Annotated in this window: 5 protein-coding genes; 3 read left to right on the top strand and 2 right to left on the bottom strand. The window is 32.0% G+C overall.

Going from position 1 to position 4210, the window contains the following annotated elements; translation table 11 throughout:
• A partial coding sequence (locus WBN21_RS10630; protein WP_424200100.1) for a DUF4230 domain-containing protein occupies window positions 1–309 on the top strand: 309 nt, incomplete at its 5' end.
• Here WBN21_RS10630 and WBN21_RS10635 read toward each other — a convergent pair.
• Window positions 304–609: a rhodanese-like domain-containing protein gene (locus WBN21_RS10635; protein ID WP_424200102.1), complete on the bottom strand. Its 306-nt coding sequence runs from the start codon at window positions 607–609 to the stop codon at window positions 304–306. The genes WBN21_RS10630 and WBN21_RS10635 overlap by 6 nt on opposite strands.
• Before the next feature lie 114 nt (window positions 610–723).
• Here WBN21_RS10635 and WBN21_RS10640 point away from each other — a divergent pair, with 114 nt between their 5' ends.
• Window positions 724–1473 carry an enoyl-CoA hydratase/isomerase family protein gene (locus tag WBN21_RS10640; protein WP_424200104.1) on the top strand — a complete coding sequence of 250 codons (750 nt, stop codon included), beginning with the start codon at window positions 724–726 and terminating at the stop codon, window positions 1471–1473.
• Between the two features lie 41 nt (window positions 1474–1514).
• Here WBN21_RS10640 and WBN21_RS10645 read toward each other — a convergent pair whose 3' ends face one another.
• The gene (locus WBN21_RS10645) at window positions 1515–3275 is read right to left on the bottom strand and encodes an aromatic amino acid hydroxylase (protein WP_424200105.1); all 1761 of its coding nucleotides are present in this window, start codon (window positions 3273–3275) and stop codon (window positions 1515–1517) included.
• 269 nt (window positions 3276–3544) lie between these two features.
• Here WBN21_RS10645 and WBN21_RS10650 point away from each other — a divergent pair, with 269 nt between their 5' ends.
• A complete protein-coding gene (locus tag WBN21_RS10650) occupies window positions 3545–4162 on the top strand; it encodes a hypothetical protein (protein ID WP_424200107.1) in 618 nt (205 codons plus the stop codon).
• Window positions 4163–4210: the final 48 nt, after the last annotated feature.

A 4210-nucleotide genomic window follows, 5' to 3' on the forward strand; every position in this document is an offset into this window, starting at 1 on the left:
AATAAAAAACTTACCATATTAAGTATTCCAGATGAAGAAATAAAAATAAATCCAGATCTGGAATATTATGATGTTCAAGCAGATTATTTAAATCCTTTTGAAGCTAAAGATTATAACGATATTAAAAGCACCGTAAATAAATCTTTATTAAAAAAGATTGAAGCATCAGATTTAAAAGCCAATGCTAAAAACAGATTAATTAGCGAACTTTCAAAATTTTATATCCTAACAAACTCACTAGGGTGGACTTTAAATTATCATGAAAACCCAATGCGCTCTATTGAAGATTTAAAAGGATTAAAATTATAGCTTACCGTTTAAACTCATCCAGCCACCGCCATTAACAGCTTCAATGCCGTTGTTTTTTAAAATTAATGCAGCACTTCCAGAGCGCATACCACTAGCGCAACAAGTAATTACTGGTTTGTTGTATTTTTTTATTTCACTAATTTTAGAATTGATAATTTGTAAGGGAATGTTTTTAGAACCTGCGATAGCACCTTGGCTGAATTCATTCGCTGTACGCACATCTAAAATGATGGCACCTCTTGTTTGAAAATCGTTTATCATATTGTTTTTTTTACCAAAAAGTAAGTTTAATAAGCCCATTGTTTTATTTTTTATGCAAATTACCTTAATTTTTTTTAAAGCATTAGTAACAAAAGTTGCATTACAATTCATTGAAATTTTATGTATATTCATCGTTTAGAAAATTGAGTATTTATGGAAGCTTATGTAACGCTTACAATTGAGGATAATGTTGGTTTTGTGGAGTTTTTTCACCCGAATAGAAACTCTATGCCTAGTGATGTTTTGTTAAAACTAGAACAAACCATTATTGAGGCGGGTAATAATGATTCTGCTAAAGTTATTGTTTTGAAAAGTGGAGGAGACAGAACGTTTTGTGCGGGTGCTAGTTTTAATGAAGTTATTGAAATTGACAATGAAACGTCTGGAAAACAATTTTTCTTAGGGTTTGCAAACGTAGTTAATGCCATGCGTAAATGCCCGAAATTAATTATTGGGCGAGTACAAGGAAAAACAGTTGGTGGCGGTGTAGGTTTAGCAGCTGCGACTGATTATTGTTTGGCAACGCAATATGCTTCAATCCGTTTAAGTGAATTGAGTATTGGTATTGGTCCTTTTGTGATAGAGCCGGCGGTTTCTAGAAAAATTGGTGTTGCTGCTATGTCTCAAATGACTATAGATGCAGAAACTTTTTTTACATCTGCATTTGCAAAAGAAAAAGGTTTGTATGCTGAAGTGTTCGAAACTACTAAAGGTTTAGATGAAGCTGTAAATGAACTAGCAAAAAAATTAGCAAGTTATAATCCTGAAGCCTTAAATGAAATGAAAAAAGTGTTTTGGAAGGGTACTGAAAATTGGGATGATTTGCTGGAAGAGCGTGCAGAAATAAGTGGAAAACTTGTTTTAAGTAAGTTTACAAAAGATACTTTAAAGCGGTTTAGGTAACTCTAAATAATTGGTGGTTTTGAAACTGTTTTAGGATTTTTCTAACTCCTAACTTTTTTACCTCGAATAATCGCCAATCCATCATCAATCAATCTCCCAAATTCAGGTTTATTTTGTTTTATAGATTCTAAATGCTTCAATATTTTTTCACACAGATCAATTTCATTTCCTAAAAAGGCCAATTCATAAAGTTCAACAGGTAGCAGCCAATCGTTGGGATGTTTTTCAATAAGCTGATCTAAAACTTTGGTTCTAGAAATGGTTTTATTTATGCCATCTCTATAATCTCTAACCTGTTGGTATAAAGCTTCTAGTGCTAATCGTTTTTTTGTTTTTTTTATATGAACGGTGTTTGATGATGTTTTATGCGTCATTAAGTCAAAACTATTTAAATCAGCAGGTCCTGAAAATGCAGAAACGACTTCTTTACCAACAGCCATATCATAAATACCCCATTTTGGTTTAAATAACACAGATTTATTATGTGTAACCGTGCAATTTTTAAAACTAATTAGAATTATTTTTCCTTGAAGATTTCGTTTCCCTGTTATGATTTCACCTGAAACTTTAATACCGCCTTCAAATTCAAGTGTGACTGTTTTTTCTTCGTAAATATGATAAGCCGATAAATCACGCGGACTCATATCTTCAATAGCAAGATTAATACCTTTTAGTTTTCCAATGGGCGAGCCAAAACCTTTAGAATGGGTTATTGTACCATGACCAACCAGTTCTTTTTCGCGATAGGCTAACGCAGTTTTTCCTGTAGTTTGAATGTAAATGGGCTTATTTTCATGTTCAATAACAGCATTGAATAATCCAGAAATTTGTAGACCTGTACTCAATTCAATGGTTCCTAATGCATTTGATTCAATTAATTTATTAATTCCAGATAAACCACCTTTTCGCAATGCCATAGTATTTGCAAATTCTTCTAGAATTAAACTTAAATGAGCAAAATCGGGTGTTACAAATAGTTGAGGTTGCGGTTTTGTAATATCGAAGTCTTTGTAAGTAGCGTCAATATTATATGGAAGCTTCTCGACCTCTTTGGTCATACACCATGCGCTTTCACCTATGGATGATAACAATCCTGCGCCATATATTTTTGGATTTTCAAGCGTGCCTATTAAACCGTATTCAACCGTCCACCAATGTAAATTTCGAATGAGCGCCATTTCACTTGGTTTGCCCATATTTTGTTGTAAATATGCTACTTTTTTTTCCGCGGAAGCGATATCTATTTCTGAAGAATTTGGCGCTTCCTTAATAATTGATAAATACCTGACTGCTTCATATAATTCATAATCTTTAGATGATGAAATAGCCTTACAACCAATTTCACCAAATCGTCTTAAATATTCGGCGTATTCCGGATTTGCAATAATGGGTGCATGACCTGCGCCTTCATGAATAATATCTGGAGCTGGCGTGTACTCAATGTGCTCTAATTGTCTGATATCACTCGCAATGACAAGAATATTATAGGCTTGAAATTCCATAAATGCATTTGGCGGAATAAATCCATCAACTGCAACGGCAGCCCAACCAATATCTTTCAAAATGCGGTTCATGCCATACATGTTCGGAATATTATCTACAGAAATCCCCGTTTGTTTTAAGCCTTCCAAATAAGATTTATGAGCCACTTTACTTAAAAAGTCAACATTTTTACGCATCACGTAGCGCCAAACAGCTTGATCAATTGCAGAATAATCCGTATAATTTTGCGGTTTAATAAACTGTTTTAAATGCTCAGGTAGCTTTTTTAATATTTCGTTTGATTCAAATAAATTCGACATTGCTAAATTTTGTATAGAAAACCATTATAAAAATACGAATAATTCATTGAAAAATAAATAATCTAAGTTTTCTTTCAATATGAATAATGAAGGCAATGTATTTATTATAGAAATGAGAATAGGTGTTGAAATTCATTCCGTGTAATTAATTAATGATATAAATGCTCTAGAATCTTAGCCTAAGAAAAATAATATTGGGATGTAATGATAATTGTCATGCTTTAAAAACTCACAAACGGTACATTTATAGCTAATTTAAATTAAAACGTATGAGAGTTATCAAATTAGCTTTATTAATAGTTGTTATTATTTCCTTATTTAGTTGTGCTTCGGCATATAAAAATATTAACCCCAATTCTGTTAATTATTTGTCTGAAAGCGAAGCAGAAGGACTTAAGTTAGAATATAAATATGATTTGCTAGATAAAAAATATGCAAAAAAAGAAGTAAAAAAAGGTGTAAAATTAGTAGCGTTAAAAATCACTAACGATACTGATAGAGATTTAGTTATTGGTAAAGATTTTAGTTTAGTTTATGCAAATGGAAGTGATATTCATATTTTGGACCTAGACAAAACTTTTGTTTCTCTTAAACAAAGTCCTGCTACACATTTGTTATATTTATTATTAACTCCGGTTAATTTGTATACTACTGAAACTAAAAATGGGTATCAAGAAACTACCAGTTCAACACCTATTGGATTAATTTTAGGTCCAGGTTTGGCGGCGGGTAATATGATTGCTGCTGGTTCAGCAAACAAAAAATTTAAACAGGAAATATCCGATTACAATATTTATGGAAGTGTTATAAAGAAAGGTGAAACAAAAGTTGGGCTAGTTGGAATAAAATCTTTTTCTCATGATGCTCTAAAATTAAAACTCAAGTAAGCATATAAATTAAGATTAGAAACAAAAAAAGCGACTCAAACGAGTCGC

This window comes from Algibacter sp., from assembly GCF_049667265.1.
Lineage (GTDB): Bacteria > Bacteroidota > Bacteroidia > Flavobacteriales > Flavobacteriaceae > Algibacter_B.